The organism is Chitinophaga niabensis (genome assembly GCF_900129465.1).
Lineage (GTDB): Bacteria > Bacteroidota > Bacteroidia > Chitinophagales > Chitinophagaceae > Chitinophaga > Chitinophaga niabensis.
Map to the genome: position 1 here is coordinate 1,214,537 of NZ_FSRA01000002.1, position 18,621 is coordinate 1,233,157.

The window sequence follows — 18,621 nt, forward strand, 5'->3', positions numbered from 1 at the left end:
AAAGTGATTAAAGGGAAAGATTGATACCGAAGATTACGTTCCTCGCAGTAGGGTATGGAGAATACTCAATACCGAAGGACGTAACACCGTTTACATTCTTATCTGTATTCACTTCAGGATCAAAGCCACTGTATTTAGTGATCACAAAAAGGTTTTGACCGGTGAGATAAAGCGAAACGTTTTTGAAGGATTTGCCAACATTACCCAGGGAATAACTGAGGGTAGCATTGGTGAGTTTCATGAAGTTGCCATTTTCCAGGTAGCGGGTGGAAGTGGTGATGGGGTTAGATCTGCTTTCTTTTAATGATAACAGTTCTAACGCCACGTTCCTGGAACCAAGGTTAGTGATCGGCAATACTGTATTGGCGGTGTTGTTATATACTTTGTGGCCGAAGGCGCCATTCATATTTACAGAAAGGAACCATTTCTTATAACCAAATTCTGTAGTGAGTCCCAGCATTTGTTTGGGATTGGGGTCGCCGGAATAGTAGAAAGAGTTGCCATTGTCTTCAAAAATACTGAGACCATCTTTATCCAGCCCTTTGAATTTGCGTACGTAAAATACGTTTAGTGGCTGGCCATTGGCGAAACGTTGTACCGTTGCACCACTCACACCTTGTCCGCTGATAGAGCCCGTGAGTACATTGGGTCCTGTATAGTTCTTCAATTCATTTTTAATGAAAGTGACATTTGCTCCCAGCATCCAGGAGAAATCCTTTCCACGTATAATTTCTCCTCTCAGTGCAACTTCTACACCCTTGTTGATCACTTCTCCCGGAAGGTTCACCCATGTATTGGATGCCGGAGCAGGTGCAATGGCAGGGAAGTTGAACAGGAGGTTGGAGGTGTTCTTGTTAAAGTAATCCACGTTACCGCTGAGCCTGTTATCCAGCAGGGAGAAGTCCACACCAATATTCAGTTGCTTGGAGCTTTCCCATTTCAGGTCGGGGTTGGCCACATTCATCAAACCGGCAGCACCAGCTGAACGGAGATCATATTGTTCCTGTGCCGCACCGGCAGGGAATTCCTGGTTACCCGTCTGGCCCCATCCTGCGCGTAAAGCAAGGTTCTGTACAAAGCTGTTGCCTTTCAGGAAATCTTCTTCACTTACATTCCATTTCGCGGCGAAGGAAGGGAAATAACCATAGCGGTTGTTCTTCCCGAATTTGTTGGAACCGTCAGCCCTTAAAGTAGCCGTGAGCAGATATTTCTCTTTCAGATTTACCGTTACCCTGCCGAAGATAGATTGCAGTTCAGAGCTGGGGTTTTCATAAGAAGACATAAATGTATTAGACTGTGCGGCATTTTGCAGGATGCTGGTATAAGGTACCGCGTCCGTTGAAAAACCACTTGCGCCCAGGTCTGCTCCTTTGAAATTGAAATCCTGGTATTCGTAACCTACAACTGCATTCAGGTTGAGTGTAGAAGAGATCTTTTTGTTGTAGCTAAGGGTGTGGGTAAATAATTTTGTGGTGAGTTCCGCATTGCCATAATAGGCGATCCCGAGGTCTTTAATTCCCTGGATGTTGATAAACGAAGCGATCTGCGCGCGGCGGATACCAGTCTGGCGATTCACAGAGAAGAGAAAACGGTATTCCAGGTCGTCCGTGATCTTATAGTAAGGAGAAATGCTACCGAGGATGTAAGAGATATCCGCTTTATCTTCCCATGCTTCAGACATGGCCAGCGGATTGATCGGAGAGTTATCTCCTTGCATGATATTCAGGGAGCCGTCTGGTTTTCTTAGGTTGCGGGTGGGGTTCCATTGTAAAGCCTGGCCAACCAGGCTTCCCAGGTAACCGGCGTTATTGGAAATAGGTGCCAGTTGTTCGGTGGTATGAGAAGCCATTACGTTGAAATCCAATCCTAATTTTTTAGACTCCAGGAATTTATATTGCCCGGTGATGTTACCGGTATATTTTTTCATACCTGTTTTGCGGATGATACCTTCCTGGTTCATGAGACCAAAAGAAGCGCGGTACTTGCCGGTTTCGTTTCCACCGCTAACACCCACATTGAAGTTTTGCGTGAGCCCTTTGCGCAGGATAGCATCCATGGCATCAGCACTTCCTCCTTCATCTCCTCCACTCAGGTTATATTGTTGCAGGGCTGCTTTGTATTGACCGGCGTCCAGCACTTTCAGTTTTTTCATGATACTGCTTATACCGACAGAATAACCGAAATCCAGTTTAGCCGGCCCCGTTTGTCCTTTTTTGGTAGTGATCATAATCACCCCGTTAGAACCGCGGGAACCATAAATGGCGGTAGCCGATGCATCTTTCAGTACTTCCATGGAAGCAATGTCGAAAGCGTTCACAAAGTTCAGCGGGTTAGCATCAGGTGAGGTACCTAAAGTGGTATTGACGCCTGGGCGGGCAATTCGTCCATCCAGGGGAACTCCGTCGATCACATAGAGCGGTTGGTTACCGGACCTTACAGAAGAGACACCACGTATGCGAACAGTGGTTGCAGCACCGGGGGCTCCACTGTTGTTCACCACCATGAGGCCGGCAACTTTACCCTGGATCAGTTGGTCCGGGGCATTGGTGATACCCCTGTTAAAGTCCTTTGCTTTAAGAGAGGCCACGGCACCGGTGAGGTCTTTCTTTCGTGCTATACCGTAACCTACTACCACTACATCTGCGAGGGTAGTATTATCCAGTTGAAGCGTAATGTCGAATTCGGTTTTTGTGCCGATGGGTACTTCCTGTTTCAGGTAACCGATAAAGGAAATGATGAGGGTTGTGGCTGAAGCAGGTACGGAGAGTTTAAAAGCGCCATTACCATCAGTTACGGTACCAGAGTTAGTGCCTTTTATCTGGATGTTGGCACCTGGAATGGCAGCGCCCTGGGCGTCCCGGATATTTCCGGTTAAGGCTTTTGTCTGGGCTAAAGCTCCTGTGGCAAGAAATAGGAGTGGGAAGAACAGAAGCGCTTTGAGTAGTCGCATTTTGGTCATAACGTAGTGTTTAAAAGAGTTACTAGGATGTGTACAGGAAACCCGGTGGAATTATGCTTTCTGTACGTGGAATGAATTTTTGGTTGAAATCAATTCAAAGTAAGGGGGTCTGTCTTCAGTGGCCAATTAGTATGGGCGGAGTATAGAAATTAAAGGGGGATCAAGATGGGTTGGCTCTCCTAATGATTTGATTATTAGCGCTTTGATAATATATATAAATTAGTGTAATATCGATGATTTAGATCTTAATTCCCATGATTTTCTCTTCAAATTCATCGTTTGGAAGGAGGGATTTGTTCCTGATCTTGGTTTTATAGGCATAAATGGTGTTCACCGAATATTCGAGGATCTGGGCTATTTTTTCATTTTCGCTGATACCGATGCGGATGAGGGCATAGATACGGAGGTCTGTATTGAGGAGTTCGTTGTCTTTTAGTTTCACCTGGTCTTCTTCTTTAAAGAAGGAGTTGAAATGGGCTACGAAATTGGGGAAGATCTTCAGGAAGATGCGGTCGAAGTTGCGGAACAGTTCATCCCTTTCCTGTTTAATATTAATGTTGTTGACCAGGAAGCGTATTTCCGAGTACTTATTATCTATGAGCTTGTGGTCTACCTGGTTTTTGAGTTTTTCGATCTTATCGATATAAGCGGAGGCGATCTGGAAGCAGTAGCCGATGTATTCTTCCTTTATCTTATTGGATTCCAGGAGTTTGTCGTTTATTTCCTGCTGGATCTGGTTGGCTTTGGTGATGGTATTCTGCGCCGCTTTGAGCTTTTGCACCTGTTTGTAGATGATGAAGGACATCACGATAGAAGCCAGCAGCAGGAAAGTGGCTACGGCGGAATAGATGAAAAGGCGGTCTTTCTGACTTTCGACGGTATTGAACCGTTCTCCTTCTATGATGGGGAGGATGGCGCTTACCTGTACTTTTCTTTGCCGGGCACCGTAAAAAGTAGCGTCTTCCACTGCTTTTTCAATATACCTGGAGGCATTTTTTATATCCCCGGTTTTGAAAAGAATGGAAGCGAGGTTAAAGGTGGCCGTAGTTTCTTTCACAGAGCCTTGGGCATCTGCCATAGCAGATTTTGCGAGCAGGTCGATGGCCTTTTCGTATTCATTTCTAATCACATATATGAAGCCCAGGTTGGCATTTACCCTGGCTTGCTCGTGGAAGGTGAGGTTGTTTTTAGCGATGATACGGTTGAAGTAATAGAGGGATGAGTCCAGGTTGCCTTGTTTATAGTATTTATATCCCAGGCAGTCCAGGCGTTGAAAATGATTTTCAGGATAGAGGGCAACGGCGGAATCAGTGTAGCGGGCCGCTTCTTTTAAGTAGATGGGGGAATAATGCTGATCGTTCACATAGTCTGCGAGGTCGTAGTAATAGCGGCGCATGAGGACGAAGAATTCTGCGCGCATGCTGTCTGGCAGGTGGTTTGTTTTGAGGGTGTCCATGATCTCTGCAGTTTCGCGGAACATGCCGGAAGAGAGTAAAATGAAGCCCAGTTTGATCTTCGCGTATTGGCTGCGATGGTTGTCCTGCATTTTGTTGGCGATATCCTGGAGCATTAGGGCATAGGAGAAAGCGGAATCGTAGTGAAAGGCTTTGTAGGCTTCGTAGAGTTGGAGGCAGGCGGAGTATTGTTCCGGCAGTTGTTTGGCTTGGGCCAGGGTGGTTTTTAGTTGTTTGAGGTGGGTGAGTTTGGTATTGTCGTATGTTTTGGATTGGGCGAGGATTTGGTTGAGTTGGCGGAGGAGGGAGTCTGTGCTTTCTGGAGCTTTGGTATTGTTGGTGCTTTCAGCGGCTTCGGTGTTTTCGGTGTTTTCGGGAGCTTCAGCATGTTCAGTACTTTCAGCGGCTTCGGTGCGTTCGGTGCTTTCAGCAATATAGGTACCGGCAGGGTTTTCAGCGGCGTAGCTACTTGCGGTGCTTTTAGCATTAGGGGTACCTGCATGGGCTTTTGCCCCGGCAGTTGCGAGTATGAGGAAAAGGTTAAGCAGAATCCACTTCATATTAAATCTGGCTGCTATAAAGATATCAGAATTGCGGGTGTTTAGAAAAAAAGTTGAATTAGATTTTGCAGAAATAAAAATTTGTCTATTTTTGCAATCCCAATTTGAAATGGGAAATTCCTCCTTAGCTCAGTTGGTTAGAGCATCTGACTGTTAATCAGAGGGTCGTTGGTTCAAGTCCAACAGGGGGAGCAGAAAGTATAAAGGCTTGCAGAAATGCAGGCCTTTTTTATTTTAGTTTGTTCGGCATTGAGGATAGTAGGAAATAAAGCCACCTCCTTTTTTTCAAGCGTGGATTTCCAGGAACTGGTTAAAGAGCTTTGCAACACCAGCTTGAACGAGTAATTGCTTGTTAGCCTCGATGAGGTGTAATACCTGGGATTTAATGCTCGGGTTTTGCTCCCAGAATGGTGCTTTTATCTTTAAAACGACTTCTAATAGATCTCCTTCGTAAAGATCGGCTTCCATTAATACATCTTTCTTTAACATCTCTAATACTAAAGGCATTAAGAACTTTATGCCTAATTGCTGACTAATGAGCGTTCTCATCTGCTCAGCCGTCAGATTACCTATGGGTATTCTTCTGTAGCGATAACAACGTTCAACAAGTCCTGTGGGAAACGCTATATCTTTCCAGTAATCATTTTCAAGTTGTTCAATTGATTTATTAAGTGTCATATTCATCTATAAAAGGTACTTCCTTCAGGCCAATTTTTCCAATTAGCATTTGCTCTTTGTTCAGTTTGTATAATGATACATCGCTTGTTGAGATAACCATTACTAGTTGTTGGAATATTTTTCGCTTCAATCGATTTTTCGCGGATGGCAAAGTTGGGATGATGCCATTCTCTTATTTGTCTTTATTACCGGCTAGTCAACCGGAATTTTTTCCGCAATCCAATTAGCAATTTTATCTGGATATTCTAATATGATGCCTTTAGCATAATAATGTTGCAGGATCTCCAATTATTTCTCAACTTTACCTAATCCTTATACCTCCAAAAACAAAGTTATGCTACACGCAGTAGATGCTCCAATGCCCCCCGAAGGCCCCAATAACTGGAGCAATGAAACAAAAGAAAAACATGCGGATACCATCCGCAAAATGAATGAGCACGAAAATGAACTGCTCAACATGCGCTTTTCCTGGTTTACCACCCTGCAAGGACTACTTTTCGCCAGTCTTGGTTTTGTATGGAAAGACAGCCCCCTGTTTGTGATGATCATCATCAGTATTATGGGGATCACTGTTGCACTTTCATTCCTGTCAGCCATCAAATTGACCCGCGCGGCATATAACAACCTTAGCCAGTGGTGGGATAAACATTTATCCGATTACGATGGCCCTCCACTGAAGGCCCTGCAGCTCAATAGTAAGATGACTTTCATCCGGTTCTTCCGTCCATGGCGGATAATGCCCTGGATCTTTATTTCGGCCTGGGCGATCCTGCTTATTTATAGGATAGCTGCATAGACCAGTACCACCATCCCCTTGCCGTAAGATCTGGCCGAAATAAGCGTCAGGTCCTGTCTGCCATTGAAGATAGGCACACCACTTCCAAGTATGGTAGGGTTGATAATGAGGTGATATTCATCAATGAGCCTTTCTTTGATCAATGCGGAAACAAAGCTTGCCCCTCCATAAACGATAATATCTTTCCCGCCTTGGGCTTTCAGTTTATTAACTTCTGTAACCAGGTCACCTTTAGCGAGTTCTGTGTTATTCCAGATAGATCTTTCAAGCTTTTGAGTAACAACTATTTTACGTGCATTGTTAATGTTCCTTGCAAAAGCAGACTGGGGGTTGGTTGTATTAACTGCCATATCAGCCCAGTGATCAATAAACCCTTCCTCCGCCATTTTCCTGCTGAGCAATACACAATCTATAGAAGCCGTCAAACTGGTATGGTATTCCTGCAGATCCTTATCCCAGGCCCAGTTCTCACCAAAGTCCCATACCATCCAGTCGGACGACTTGCCCTTGGCAGAGGAAACAAACCCATCTACTGAAAGCTGCATTTGTAATTTTAGTCTTTTCATTGTTTTTAAAACAAAGATATTGGCATATTCACACCCTTGAGAGGGCGTTTCCGACATTATAGCGGGCTGTTTATGCCATAAGAAGCAGGGTGTAATTTCTTAGACATAGTGTAAGTCACAGTTATCATCACAAATGCTACGACAGCATCTATTACGTCGAGAGGTTCAGCACACTTAATTTAGAGAAAAAGGCGAAGGCGATGTCAAAGAATATCCCTGCAAATACCCATTCCTTTAACCTCAGTAGCTAAAAGGACAACAATGCCTGAAAGCTTAGCCCCCAAGAATATAAATGAAGTTCGGAGAATGACCCAATGCATAGTGATTTCCCAAGCGATGGGATTTCTTGTTAATTCCAAAAAAGCCGCTGGTGCCAATCTATCATGAGGTTAATACTGCGCCTGTCCAATAGATTGCTTTTGTGGTCTTAAGTTCATGATTGCTTGTTTTAAATCAAAGGTGTTTAAAACAAGCAGGCGGGGGAGCGGTTTCCGATAAAGCGGACAGATTGAAAGATGACGTATACAATTACGAAGGCAGTTCATCTACGTAAATGCTTCATCTTTACTAAACTTCTTCTTATACACTACAGGCGATACCCCCGTGATCTTCTTAAACAAAGCCCTGAAAGCCTTCACATCCGTATACCCCACATGATACATCACCTCATTAATGCTCTTTCTGCTATTCTCTAATTGTTTCTTCGCCGCTTCTATCTTTACCCTTTGCACATATTCATTCACTGTATTCCCTGTTGCCTTTTTGAACCGCAACTCTAAACTTCTTCTCCCTATGCAAAGTTCCTTTGCTAACTGCTCAATGGATATCTTTTCCTGAAAGTGCTGCTCTATATACTCTTGTGCATTTTTTATCTCAGCATCCCCATGTCCCTTTTGCCCATTAAAGATGATAAATGGAGACTGGCTGTTCCGGCTCAGATCTATCTGGAACACCTTAGCCAAATGAACAGCAGTTTCCCGGCCGGCGTATTTTTCAACGAGGTAAATGATAAGATTGATGTAAGAATACCCGCCACCACTTGAATACAATCCCTGTTCATCAATGATGATCTTATCTGTGATCAGCTGTACAGAAGGAAACATGCCCCGGAATTCATCCATAACCATCCAATTGGTGGCGCAGCGCTTGCCGTTTAATAATCCGGTGGCAGCTAACAGGAAAGAGGCGATACAGAAACCCGCTACTTCTGCTCCGGCCTGATGTTGCTGAACGATCCAGGGGAACAGTTCTTTGTTCAGGGAAATAGTAGTGGGGAAATCTGTTAAAAAGGAAGAAGGAATAATGATGAGGTCTGTCTTTTTTACGTCATAGATCAGGCTATCCGTACTAATAGTGAAAGATCCGTTTTTTAAAGTAACTGCTTTCGTAACACCTACCAGCTGCATCTGAAAGAAAGTACTTTTCAGAAAGTCATTGGCGTCACAGAAAATATCATATATGCCATCAATGTGGCCAGGGCTTGCTCCCTGCGGGACCAGAACAGATACATGTACCATAGGCCAAAAGTAACTAAAATCACTTTCGCAATTCCCCCCTTTAAATTGCTGTTTTACACCCTTCCTGCTGTTAATCGATGGCCTAATTTTGGCGTTATTAATCGATCAAAAATGATGTTATGAGAAAGTTATTTGTATCCATAATGATGTCGCTGGATGGGTTTATTGAAGGACCGAACCAGGAACTGGACGAGTTCACCGATGATGACGAATTGTTCAACTATTTTCATTCCGTATTAGATTCAATAGACCTGATGATCTACGGGCGTAAGTCGTATGAACTCATGCTGTCCTATTGGCCAAAGGATAAAAGTACCTTTGCGGATAAGATGAATAGTAAGCCTAAGATGGTTTTTTCCCACACGCTGGAAAAAGCAGAATGGAATAATACGACGGTAGTAAAAGACGATATAGAAGGAACTATCAAAACATTGAAAGCACAACCCGGGAAAGATCTTGTACTTTTTGCCGGAGCGGAGATGTTATCTTCGCTCAGAAAGCTAAACCTTATTGATGAATACCGGATCATTGTTTATCCAATTGTATTGGGAAGCGGAACACCCTTATTTAAAGACATCACAGCAACACTCAAACTTAAACATATAGGCACAAAGACCTTTGCAGGCGGTGCCGTCTTGCTTTCCTATAAAACACGTTAACAAACTTGTTGATGCAAGATATATGTGTTTTTTGTAGTCTATGTTCTACGAGGCTGTATAGAATATTTTTGACCTAAAACCCACCTTGTGGATTGATTTACAAAATATTACATATTCTACTGTTGTTTGGGGGAAGGGTTGGACGCTTTAAAATCCTGCAAACACACCAAAATACGTATCTTTACCTCCGATTACAGCTATGTGAATGTTTATTTCGCCAGATATTTAATTCCCTTCGCTTACGATCAATAGTCCTCGTTTGTAATTCACCAGAAGAGAAAAAGAATCATTTAGCGCATTATTTTGTTTAAAAAACAATCAAACACATATGAATAACGAAATTGGGAGATATCAGCAATTGTGGAAAAAATACGTACCTGCTATCAAGATCCTGTTGAAAAAATCTTTGAATGAAGAGCAGCGTTTATCTCTCTCTAAAAGAGAATTTGAAGTTGCTGCCAACAAGGTAAAGTATAACTACCAGTTCACGTTAGAGATCGAGAAAGGCAAAGTGCAAAATGATATCAGGGATTCCGCTGTTGCCATCGATCTGATGCAGTTATTGAATGAGAACGGAGACGTACAGCGCTGGTTGGTAGATAAAAGCGTGAAAATGAACATGAGCAAAGGTTTTGAACTGAGCCTGAACGCTTCCATCCTGGAGCCAGTGGCTGCCGATCCTGAATAATCAATAAGATACTTTGAATATTATAGGCCACACCTTAAAGAGGTGCGGCCTTTTTTATGTGATTTATTTTATATTCGCATTACACTTCTGTATCTGACTGAGCATCTAATCGGGACCGTATTTTAATTACTCAAATTAAAACGGTATCGTATGTCAGAGAAAAAACCACAGTACAACATTAGCAAAAGCGCCTCGAAATTAAGCATGGAAGTAGTTGAAGCTATTTACAACGCGTTATTTGAGATGTTCAACAGCGCTTACCCGGTTAGCGAAGGACTAAAAAACTCTATTATCAGGCATTCCCAGGTGAAAGTATTTAAGCGAAAGCAGTATATGCTGGAGATCGGAAAGGTAAACCGCGACATCCATTTTGTTTTCAGCGGTACATTATGGGGTTATTATCTGAAAAATAATGGCGCTGAACGTATATCATGGTTTCTGAAAGAAAATGATATGGCTATTTCAGTTGTAAGTTTTCATGAACAGATCCCCAGTTATGAGGCTATTTACGTGTATAAGGAAGCGATCTGTATTTCCATGTCTTACGAAATGCTGGAGTGGAACTTTGATAATTTCCTGGAGTTTAATGTTATCGGCAGGAAATTGAAAATACCCTACCATGTGAAAGATAATATAAGAGTATACTCCTACCTCGTAGAGGATGCGACACAAAGATATAACCGCTTACTGAAAGACATTCCTGACATCTTTAGCCGCGTGCCTGCCAAGGCAGTAGCCTCTTTTTTAGATATTGCGCCAGAAACACTAAGTAAGATCAGAGCAGGAAAATATTGATATAGATCAAGTTCTCGTAAAAAAATTGATTTTAGTTTTGGGACCTTAATCCTAAAAGTATGAAAGACCTCAGCAGAAAGCTGTTCTGTTTAAGAGCACTACACGGCTACACGCAGGCATATGTAGCAAAACAAATAGGCGTTTCCACCACCATCTATGTAGGTATCGAAAAAGATGCTTCCGCCATACCCGTTAAGCGGTTAGGAAGCATTGCAGCATTGTATGATCTTACGTTGGAGAACTTATTTGCCTTTGACGAAAAAGACCTGATAGCTCTTCTCAAAGGCAAAATTCCCGCTATTTTGCAGGAAGAGTTTTTGCCGCAGTTGGTAGCGAAGCTGGATGCAATAAATAAATTGCTGTGCCAGCTTGTGCAACATGCGCTTTCCCAATTACGGAATAATGGGACAAAGCCTGACTAATGTTTCAACCCGGCTTTCCGCGCAATGGAATAGTATAAGGGAGGAATAAATTTACGCAGCCACCAAAGCAGCTTTTCATTGCGGGCAATGATCACATGCCTTTTCTTTCTCTCTATTGCCGTCAGTATCCTGGCAGCACATACCTCCACTGGTATGCCGTTCTGTTGTCCCTTATCCATCTGGTTGTGCAAACTACCGGTGCCGGTGAGCGCATGGAGGGAGATGGGTGTGTTCACACGGCCCGGACTAACAATGGTAATATGTAAACCGGGAATGGTATGCTCTACCTGCAAGGTTTCAAAATAACCATGCAGCGCATGTTTGGCGGCGGAATAGGCAGTGCGTAATGGAAATCCCATTAACCCGGCCATGCTGCTGACCACAATCACGTGGCCGGATTGCCTTTCCCGGAAATGGGGTAAGAGATGTTTCGTGAGGGATACGGGAGCGAAGAAATTTATTTCCATCAGCCTGCGGTCTACTTCCGGGGTAGTGTCTACCGCCAGGGAACGTTGTGTAACACCGGCATTGTTGATGAGGATGTCAATATGACCATAAGCACGAAGGGCTTCAGATGTAAGCGGTGCTAAAGGATCTTTTACGAGATCTGCAGGTAACACTACGCAATGTGTGGTGTAGGATAAGCATTGCTGCTGAACAGCCTGCAGGGCAGTTTCGTTCCTGGCGCTCAAGATCAGGCGGGCCTTCTCTTTAGCCAGCTGAAGGGCCAGTTCTGCACCCAATCCGGAAGAGGCGCCTGTTATCCAGATCACTTTATCTGCAAAATACTTCATGCCCATAAAGATAAGGAGCCGGCCGATACACCAGCCAACTCCTTTTTATTTTTGGGTAACAAAGATCTGCCTTAACTGATCGATCAATACACCATTCCCGCTTACACTGATACTATTGATCTTTTCAGCAATCTTCTCCACATATTCCATCTCCTTCAATTTGAACAGCATAGGATTATCTTCCATCAACTTGGCAGTGTTCAGCAAGCTACGGGTACTTGCAGTTTCCTCCCTTCTCATGATGATATTCGCCTGCGCTTTCTTTTCTGCTACCAACACCTGGTTCATGATATCCTTCATCTCACCTGGTAAGATGATATCCCTGATACCGATGGCTAATACTTCCACTCCCAATTCTGCTACGTCTACATTCAACCTGATATTGTCTTTCTTTTCCAACAACTCATCAAAGCTCAAAGCGGCAACATATTCCCTTAAAGCCAACTGAACGGTAATGTACAATTGACGTTCATATTCCTTATTCTGCAACAAGGCTTTGATGATATCGGTTACCCTGTACTGCACCCAGGCATTGATCCTTAATCCGGCTTTATCCTTCGTTAAGATCTCCTGCCCGTTGATCTCCAATTGTAACTGACGGGTATCTGTTTTAGCAATATGAACCGGGATATTGTTCTTCCACCACAAATAAGTTCCGCCGCTTAATGTTTGGGTGTATTTACCATCCACAAACAATAAAGCCTGTTCGTAGCTTTCAACGGTGTAGGAACGTACATAAGGCATCACATGTTTGCTCAGCAGGGTGGCTCTATCCAATGCTTCGGTGATATCGATCTTACTGATGTCCGCATGAACGAATTGGTATTCGATCAGGCTTTTCCAGTATGCATAACGCCCTGGTGTTAATACTTTCTTCAACAAACCATTCTCGTATTGCAATGCAATCTCGTTATCCTTTACTTCTACTACATGCAAGGCGGCTGCTAATGCAGGGTCCTGCAAATAGATGTTCAATTCCTGTGGAGGATTGAAAGGATCAAATTTGTTGGCATAGATCAGTTCTTCAGAGAAGCCGATCCAGTAAGTTCCTTCTGTTAACATCCTTTTGTACACATCACGCTTGAAAACCAATCCAATTTGGTATGCGTTAATGATCACTCTTTTCATTTCATATAGGTTTTAAAGTTTAAAAAGTCAGCTATGCTTTCCATTCAATTCACACGGAAGCGGATTTTAGTGATGTTGTACCTGTTAGTTGTGCAACTCTTAATAACAAGTAATAAGCACGCGTATCACATTTACACCCGTTTGCAGAGCGTTCACCGAATTTTTTCGGCAAGCCTCGCTGACTTTTTCAGTGGCCATTTTATAGAGTGGCCAGCTCCCTTAGATCCTCGTAAAAGGAGGAGCAGTTTTCAAGACTGCTTTTTGTTACTCTACCCGTTGAGTTACGGAGTTTACACTCCGATGGGATTCGAACCCACAACCCACAAATTATGGTGGTTACAAGAGCATTATCACAACAGCATACAGGCGGCAACCGCCGCTGCACTGTGGGGCTATACAGAAACCCTCACCCGGTTTGTGCATAATGGTTGTAACATTCTTTCACTGATGCTGCCATCAGTGTTTGGCGGACAAGACAGGAATCGAACCTGTACAGGCGGTGCTTCAAACCACTGCTCTACCATTGGAGCTACTTGTCCATAGAGGATAAAGAAAGATTCGAACTTTCAACCAGCGGCTTAACAAACCGGTGCTCTACCGTTGAGCTATTTATCCATTGTTGGCCCGGTGAGACTTGAACTCACAACACCCGGTTTAAAAGACCGGTACTCTAACCACTTGAGTTACGAACCAATGTATCAGGGTGTTTGCGGGGATCGAACCCTTATCTTCCGATCCACAATCGGACGTTCTGCCATTGAACTACAAACACCGTATTCAGATACCGGACTCAGATTCGAACTGAGAACATCACAGTCAAAGTGTGATATGTTAACCATTACACCATCCAGTAATTTGTAGCGACTGACAGGTTCGAACTGTCGACCCCTACGATATGAGCATAGTGCTCTTCCAACTGAGCTAAGTCGCTGTGGTGACTGACAGGTTCGAACCGCCGACCGCTACGATATCAGCGTAGTGCTCTTCCAACTGAGCTAAGTCACCATACAATAAAAAACCCGGCCGCACAACGACCGGGTTTTATTTTCCTGCTACATAAATTATTTATGTGTGGACATAAAAAGGTCGTATTGATCTTTGATCAATCATATGTTTAAGTGGTATGTTCCTAAATCTTTGTGGCATCTTCCTGAAAATTAAAAACCCCGCAATTGCTTGCGGGGCCTTAGTTATATCGAATTCGTCTTTTCAACTTATTCCGTGGCATAACATGCTCCGCAAACTTTATAGCCCCTCATGGTGCTATCTGTTTGTACCTGATTTGTATGTTTGATAAACCGTTGCATGTGTTTAATTATTTTTAACGATGCAAAGATGAAACTAATTTTCAGCAATCAAAAACTTTAATGACGAAACGCATTGATCATTATTTGAATCACATAAATATTCACTTCAACGCGTAAAAACGATATTTAAAACAACACCTCATTACTTCGAATCATTATTGAAATATATTGATCCCCAAAAACAGCATGGAGCAAAATGTAATTTTAATCACCGGCGCTAACAGGGGATTAGGCCTGGAAACAGCCCGTCAATTAGCAGCATTAGGGCACATTATTTTTCTTGGTGTAAGAAGTAAAGAGAAAGGAATGGATGCTATCCACAAAATAGAAAGCCTGCATCCCCTGATCCCTGTGATCATAGATCTGGAAGATGAAAATACTTTCAGCAATGCAGTAGATGGCATCACCAATACTTATGGAAGACTGGATGTATTAATTAATAATGCGGGTGTTATGCTGGAGGAGGATATTATGAAAGACTCCACGGATAATGTACCAGTTGAAATATTAAAGCGTTCTTTTGAAACGAATTTCTTTGGTACGGTTGCATTTACTAACCTGTTACTACCGCTCCTTATGAAGAGCAAAACACCGAGGATCGTGAATGTTTCTACTAATATGGGTTCCCTGTCCATGCGCTCAAACGGAGAGCCACTCCTGAAAACCTTTGCTTATAATACTACCAAAACAGCGCTCAACTCATACACGATCCACCTCGCCAATGCTTATGCAGGTACTTTTCTTAAAGTAAATTCTGCTTTCCCTGGTTGGGTAAAAACGGATATGGGTACAGAATGGGCTCCTATGGAAGTGTCAGAAGGGGCAGAAACCCTGGTTTGGCTGGCAACTTTGCCCAAAGAAGGCCCAAATGGCGGCTTTTTTCACAAAAAACAGCCTATTTCCTGGTAATTTTGACATCTTCCTGACACTTAAGCGTTTAAACAACAGTATCAAATAATAAATAATTTGTATCTTTGTAGACTGCAATAACATATCTGAAAAACCGTTTATTAACTAGTAAAAGCAATGTAGCGGATGAAAATAAGAGTTAGCAAAAAAAGATACATACTACCCTTCCTGTGCCTTACTTCACTGATGAGCCTGAAGGTTTCTTCCATAGGTAAAAAGAATACCGGTGTTGTAAAACATACTGTTGCAAAAGCAGTATCAGCCAATGCTATGTTGTATGATCAACTGGCTTTGGGAGCTTTGGGGCTTTCCCAACAGGCATATGAATATGCCCTGGCCGGATATGAGCGGCTGCTGGAGGAAGGTAAACTGAAGAACGATGATATCTTATCTATAGTAGATTTTAGCCTTCCCTCTTCTAAAAAACGCCTCTTTGTAATAGACCTTGCCTCCGGCAAACTGTTATTTAATTCACTGGTGTCTCACGGACGTAATTCCGGCAAGGACATGGCCACCAACTTCTCCAACTCCCAGGAAAGCTTTCAGAGCAGTCTTGGATTCTATGTTACCGGTAGTACTTATAGAGGTAAACATGGATATTCCTTAAAACTGGAAGGTGAGGAAGAAGGTATTAATTCCAATGCCATGTCAAGAGGCATTGTGATGCATGCTGCCAGCTATGTGGATGAAAAGCTGGCCCGCCTGCAAGGTTACATTGGCCGCAGCCTTGGCTGCCCTGCTGTTCCGGTGAAGCTGCATAAAAAGATCATCAGCAGGATACAGAACGGCAGCTGCCTGTTTATGTACAGTCCTGACCAGAATTATATCAGTGCTTCCAAAATGCTGCAACACGCGGCGTAACGGTTCATTTTAAACAGTTTGTCTATCTTACAGAGATAAACTGGCTACAATGAAACGCTGCATTTTCCTACTTCTTATATTTTTCGCCACTTCTGTACAGGCAGCGTATATCCGGATCAATCAACTCGGGTATCTTCCTGCGGGTATTAAAGTGGCTGTGTGGGGAAGCCTCACGGACGCAACGCTGCAATCATTTGAACTGCTGGACTCTGCTTCCGGCAAAGTAGTATTCAAGGCCGCCGCAGGAAAAGCATTCGGGAGTTATGGCCCTTTCAAACAATCTTACCGGCTGGACTTCTCTTCTTTTAAAACACCGGGTACTTATCAGCTGAGAACGGGCAATATTTCCTCCCCTTACTTTCGTATAGCCCGAAACGTGTACCAGGGTTCCGCTGATTTCTGCCTGCGTTATTTGCGCCAGCAACGTTGCGGCTTCAATCCTTTCCTCAAAGATTCCTGTCATACTTTTGACGGTTATACACTCTACGGCCCCATGCCGGATAGTACACATATCAATGCAATAGGCGGCTGGCACGATGCGAGTGATTATCTCCAATATTCTACCACCTCTGCAAATACTGCTTATCATTTACTGGCAGCCTACCGGGATTTTCCGAAAGTATTTGGTGATCAGCATGATGCCAATGGTCTGCCAGGCAAGAACAGCACAGCAGATGTATTGGATGAAGCACGCTGGGGACTGGATTGGTTACTGAGAATGCATCCACAGGATGATTGGCTCTTTAACCAGATCGCAGACGACAGGGACCATAAAGGCATGCGTATTCCGGGGCTGGACCCATTCTATGGAAGAGGTTTTGAAAGGCCGGTTTATTTTTGCTCAGGAGAACCACAGGTGCAGGGTGTGAAATATAACAAGATGAATAAAAGTACCGGTGTAGCTTCTACAGCCGGAAAATTCTCCAGTGCTTTCTCTTTGGCCTATTCCCTCTTTCAGAAAAATGACCCCGTTTATGCCAGCCAATTATTAAAACGTGCCAATACTGCTTATAGCTTAGGCGTGAAAAAGCCCGGTGTACAGCAGACCGCATCTGTATTGTCCCCTTACATCTATGCGGAAGATAATTGGACGGATGATATGGAGCTCGCAGCGGCACAGCTTTTTGCTGTTACAAAAAAACAGGCCTTCTTAAAAGAAGGGCAGGCGTATGCAGCGAAAGAAACGGTTACTCCCTGGCTGGGCAAAGACACGGCGAGCCATTATCAATGGTATCCGTTCATTAATATCGGGCATTACGAATTAGCGAAACATTCTAAAGGAACTGCAAAACAACAGCTTGTTCAATATTATAGGACCGGGGTGGAAAGGGTTTGGGAAAAGGCAAAAGAGAATGCCTTTTACCGTGGCGTGCCTTTCATCTGGTGCAGCAATAATCTGACCACTTCATTTGCCATCCAGTGTTACTGGTATCAACAACTCAGCGGGGACGCTTCTTTTGCTGCATTGGCACAGGCAAATTTTGACTGGCTCTTTGGTTGTAATCCCTGGGGAACCAGTATGGTATATGGTTTACCGGCAAACGGCGATACACCTGTAGACCCGCATTCTGCTTTTACCCATCTGAAGAATTACCCGATTGATGGGGGCTTAGTGGATGGCCCTGTATATGGTACTATTTATAACAGTCTTATTGGCATCCGCTTAGCAGATCCTGATGAGTATGCCGCTTTTCAAAGTAGCCTGGTTGTATACCATGACGATTACGGAGATTACAGTACCAACGAACCTACCATGGATGGTACGGCTTCATTGATCTACCTGCTGGCATTAAAAGAAAATGAAGGCAATTAAAAGCGGGGTCCTTTGCAAACCACTCCGGAGGAGCCGTAATGCTTTGCGCATATGCTGTTCTACGGTGTTCACGGAGATGCCGGAACGTTCCGCGATCTCTTTATTGCTGAGTTCTTCAGAGCGGCTTAATAAAAATACCTGGCGGCATTTTTCCGGTAATTGCTGAATGGCATCGGACACCTGGAGGGTTAATTCCTTATGGGAAAGATAGGATTCCACATCATTGCTGATAGCAGGAGGCCGGGTTTCCTGGTATACTTCGTATTTATGATGGATGAACTGGCGATGCAGGTAGTTCAGCACGCGGTTGCGCAACGCAGTGAAAATATAAGCCTTGAAAGAGGTGTGAATATCCAGTCGGTCTTTCCTTTCCAGTAACTCCAGGAAAACTTCCTGTACAAATTCGCGGGCAGTTTCTTTGTTACCGGTCTTTTCATATGCTTTCTTCAGTAACATCACGGCATAACGTTGGTATAAGGCGTCAAATGCAGCCTGATCGCCCTTTTTCCATGAGGAGAGCAACTCTACGTCCGTATGGTGTGTGTACTGTGGAATAGACCCTGAAATTTTGCGTAAGTTAAATGTAAGGAAATTTAAGCGCTAATTTTCCAAGGAAAATAGGATTTCATGAAAGAATAATATTTTTTTCAGGGGAGTAACGGTTTGTTTTTTATTGTTTGTCCTTGTATAATGACGGAGGTCTCAATTCCCACTT

The 18,621-nt window shown here is 43.5% G+C and carries 16 protein-coding genes and 7 tRNA genes; 9 read left to right on the plus strand and 14 right to left on the minus strand.

Features of this window, described 5'->3' with window-relative positions; all coding sequences use genetic code 11:
* Window positions 1-7: 7 nt before the first annotated feature.
* Together BUR42_RS22080 and BUR42_RS22085 are read right to left on the minus strand one after the other, a co-directional pair.
* Entirely contained in the window at window positions 8-2,959 is a 2,952-nt protein-coding gene (locus BUR42_RS22080; RefSeq protein ID WP_074241766.1) for a SusC/RagA family TonB-linked outer membrane protein, read from the minus strand.
* Between the two features lie 238 nt (window positions 2,960-3,197).
* The gene (locus BUR42_RS22085; RefSeq protein ID WP_084185757.1) at window positions 3,198-4,973 is read right to left on the minus strand and encodes a DUF6377 domain-containing protein; all 1,776 of its coding nucleotides are present in this window, start codon (window positions 4,971-4,973) and stop codon (window positions 3,198-3,200) included.
* 118 nt (window positions 4,974-5,091) lie between these two features.
* Between BUR42_RS22085 and BUR42_RS22090 the strand changes: the two genes are divergently transcribed.
* A tRNA-Asn gene (locus tag BUR42_RS22090) sits at window positions 5,092-5,165 on the plus strand.
* 93 nt (window positions 5,166-5,258) lie between these two features.
* Here the strand turns inward: BUR42_RS22090 and BUR42_RS22095 are convergent.
* A complete protein-coding gene (locus BUR42_RS22095; RefSeq protein ID WP_074241767.1) occupies window positions 5,259-5,657 on the minus strand; it encodes a contact-dependent growth inhibition system immunity protein in 399 nt (132 codons plus the stop codon).
* A gap of 328 nt (window positions 5,658-5,985) precedes the next feature.
* Here BUR42_RS22095 and BUR42_RS22100 point away from each other — a divergent pair, with 328 nt between their 5' ends.
* Entirely contained in the window at window positions 5,986-6,447 is a 462-nt protein-coding gene (locus BUR42_RS22100) for a RipA family octameric membrane protein (RefSeq protein WP_074241768.1), read from the plus strand.
* Here BUR42_RS22100 and BUR42_RS22105 read toward each other — a convergent pair.
* Together BUR42_RS22105 and BUR42_RS22115 are read right to left on the minus strand one after the other, a co-directional pair.
* Window positions 6,429-7,013 (minus strand): dihydrofolate reductase family protein, encoded by a 585-nt coding sequence (locus tag BUR42_RS22105; RefSeq protein ID WP_074241769.1) that lies wholly within the window; start codon window positions 7,011-7,013, stop codon window positions 6,429-6,431. The genes BUR42_RS22100 and BUR42_RS22105 overlap by 19 nt on opposite strands.
* A gap of 545 nt (window positions 7,014-7,558) precedes the next feature.
* Window positions 7,559-8,530, minus strand: coding sequence for a GlxA family transcriptional regulator (locus tag BUR42_RS22115; protein ID WP_074241770.1), 972 nt, complete (start codon window positions 8,528-8,530; stop codon window positions 7,559-7,561).
* Between the two features lie 119 nt (window positions 8,531-8,649).
* Between BUR42_RS22115 and BUR42_RS22120 the strand changes: the two genes are divergently transcribed.
* The 4 genes from BUR42_RS22120 to BUR42_RS22135 all read left to right on the plus strand — a co-directional run bounded on the left by BUR42_RS22120 (window position 8,650) and on the right by BUR42_RS22135 (window position 11,094).
* Complete coding sequence (locus tag BUR42_RS22120; RefSeq protein ID WP_074241771.1) at window positions 8,650-9,189, plus strand: dihydrofolate reductase family protein; 540 nt, start codon at window positions 8,650-8,652, stop codon at window positions 9,187-9,189.
* A 328-nt stretch (window positions 9,190-9,517) separates the two neighbouring features.
* Window positions 9,518-9,877 (plus strand): hypothetical protein, encoded by a 360-nt coding sequence (locus tag BUR42_RS22125; protein WP_074241772.1) that lies wholly within the window; start codon window positions 9,518-9,520, stop codon window positions 9,875-9,877.
* Window positions 9,878-10,027: 150 nt separating this feature from the next.
* On the plus strand, window positions 10,028-10,672 hold the full coding sequence (locus tag BUR42_RS22130; RefSeq protein ID WP_074241773.1) for a Crp/Fnr family transcriptional regulator: 645 nt from the start codon (window positions 10,028-10,030) through the stop codon (window positions 10,670-10,672).
* Window positions 10,673-10,731: 59 nt separating this feature from the next.
* Window positions 10,732-11,094 carry a helix-turn-helix transcriptional regulator gene (locus BUR42_RS22135; protein WP_074241774.1) on the plus strand — a complete coding sequence of 121 codons (363 nt, stop codon included), beginning with the start codon at window positions 10,732-10,734 and terminating at the stop codon, window positions 11,092-11,094.
* On the opposite strand, the gene BUR42_RS22140 is transcribed toward BUR42_RS22135, so the two are convergent.
* The 8 genes from BUR42_RS22140 to BUR42_RS22175 all read right to left on the minus strand — a co-directional run bounded on the left by BUR42_RS22140 (window position 11,091) and on the right by BUR42_RS22175 (window position 14,021).
* Window positions 11,091-11,888 carry an SDR family oxidoreductase gene (locus BUR42_RS22140; RefSeq protein WP_074241775.1) on the minus strand — a complete coding sequence of 266 codons (798 nt, stop codon included), beginning with the start codon at window positions 11,886-11,888 and terminating at the stop codon, window positions 11,091-11,093. The two genes, BUR42_RS22135 and BUR42_RS22140, sit on opposite strands and share 4 nt — an antisense overlap.
* A gap of 45 nt (window positions 11,889-11,933) precedes the next feature.
* Complete coding sequence (locus tag BUR42_RS22145; RefSeq protein WP_074241776.1) at window positions 11,934-13,016, minus strand: slipin family protein; 1,083 nt, start codon at window positions 13,014-13,016, stop codon at window positions 11,934-11,936.
* Between the two features lie 464 nt (window positions 13,017-13,480).
* A tRNA-Phe gene (locus BUR42_RS22150) sits at window positions 13,481-13,555 on the minus strand.
* A 4-nt stretch (window positions 13,556-13,559) separates the two neighbouring features.
* Window positions 13,560-13,631: transfer RNA gene (locus BUR42_RS22155), tRNA-Asn, on the minus strand.
* Window positions 13,632-13,635: 4 nt separating this feature from the next.
* A tRNA-Lys gene (locus BUR42_RS22160) sits at window positions 13,636-13,709 on the minus strand.
* Window positions 13,710-13,717: 8 nt separating this feature from the next.
* Window positions 13,718-13,789: transfer RNA gene (locus BUR42_RS22165), tRNA-His, on the minus strand.
* A gap of 85 nt (window positions 13,790-13,874) precedes the next feature.
* Window positions 13,875-13,947: transfer RNA gene (locus BUR42_RS22170), tRNA-Met, on the minus strand.
* 1 nt (window position 13,948) lies between these two features.
* Window positions 13,949-14,021: transfer RNA gene (locus BUR42_RS22175), tRNA-Ile, on the minus strand.
* A 488-nt stretch (window positions 14,022-14,509) separates the two neighbouring features.
* On the opposite strand from BUR42_RS22175, the gene BUR42_RS22180 reads away from it, so the two are divergent.
* The 3 genes from BUR42_RS22180 (at window position 14,510) to BUR42_RS22190 (ending at window position 17,906) form a co-directional block, all read left to right on the plus strand.
* A complete protein-coding gene (locus tag BUR42_RS22180) occupies window positions 14,510-15,232 on the plus strand; it encodes an SDR family oxidoreductase (RefSeq protein WP_074243143.1) in 723 nt (240 codons plus the stop codon).
* A gap of 126 nt (window positions 15,233-15,358) precedes the next feature.
* Window positions 15,359-16,093, plus strand: coding sequence for a murein L,D-transpeptidase catalytic domain family protein (locus BUR42_RS22185; protein ID WP_074241777.1), 735 nt, complete (start codon window positions 15,359-15,361; stop codon window positions 16,091-16,093).
* A 49-nt stretch (window positions 16,094-16,142) separates the two neighbouring features.
* On the plus strand, window positions 16,143-17,906 hold the full coding sequence (locus BUR42_RS22190; protein ID WP_074241778.1) for a glycoside hydrolase family 9 protein: 1,764 nt from the start codon (window positions 16,143-16,145) through the stop codon (window positions 17,904-17,906).
* On the opposite strand, the gene BUR42_RS22195 is transcribed toward BUR42_RS22190, so the two are convergent.
* On the minus strand, window positions 17,883-18,428 hold the full coding sequence (locus tag BUR42_RS22195; protein ID WP_074241779.1) for an RNA polymerase sigma-70 factor: 546 nt from the start codon (window positions 18,426-18,428) through the stop codon (window positions 17,883-17,885). The two genes, BUR42_RS22190 and BUR42_RS22195, sit on opposite strands and share 24 nt — an antisense overlap.
* Window positions 18,429-18,621 lie beyond the last annotated feature (193 nt).